This window comes from Streptococcus caledonicus (assembly GCF_042656225.1).
Lineage (GTDB): Bacteria > Bacillota > Bacilli > Lactobacillales > Streptococcaceae > Streptococcus > Streptococcus caledonicus.
In genome coordinates this window covers 203,863-204,347 of sequence record NZ_JBHSOJ010000015.1, presented here as the reverse complement: position 1 = coordinate 204,347, position 485 = coordinate 203,863, and the positions used below count along the sequence as shown (strand labels likewise).

The following is a 485-nucleotide window of genomic DNA, read 5'->3' as shown; positions in this document are numbered from 1 at the left end:
GGGTCAACGTATACTATTTGTGACAGGTATCAAATATCCTCTAGAAGTGTTCTCGAAACGTGACTAAAACGGTATACTAGTGGTATAGAAATCAAACCAATTAGTAAAGGATTAAGTCGTATGAACCAAGGACGAAAAACCACTTTGGAAGAACGTGTGGAGATTGTCAACTTCACCATTACTCATGATAAGGACTATTAGGTAGCGATTGAGAAATATGGTATTTCCTACCAACAAGTTTATTTCTGGGTGAGAAAGTTTGAGAAGGATGGTAGTCAAGGACTCCTAGATCGCAGAGGTAAAGGGTTAGACAGTAAAACGAACTTTACCCCAGAAGAAGAGTTACAGCTCAAAAACAAGCAACTCGAAGAGCGCAACCGCTATTTAGAGATGGAGGTAGGACTGCTTGCAGTTGCTTGTTGCCAATCGTGTCGTCACCCTGTTCCTAACGCTTGGACAAGCCTTGCAGGGCTATCCGTAACTCA

General features: G+C 42.1%; 1 pseudogene. It reads left to right on the top strand.

Annotated elements, in window-relative coordinates:
- Positions 1–138: 138 nt before the first annotated feature.
- Positions 139–408, top strand: a pseudogene (locus ACFPQ3_RS02835) (helix-turn-helix domain-containing protein); the annotation flags it as partial.
- Positions 409–485 lie beyond the last annotated feature (77 nt).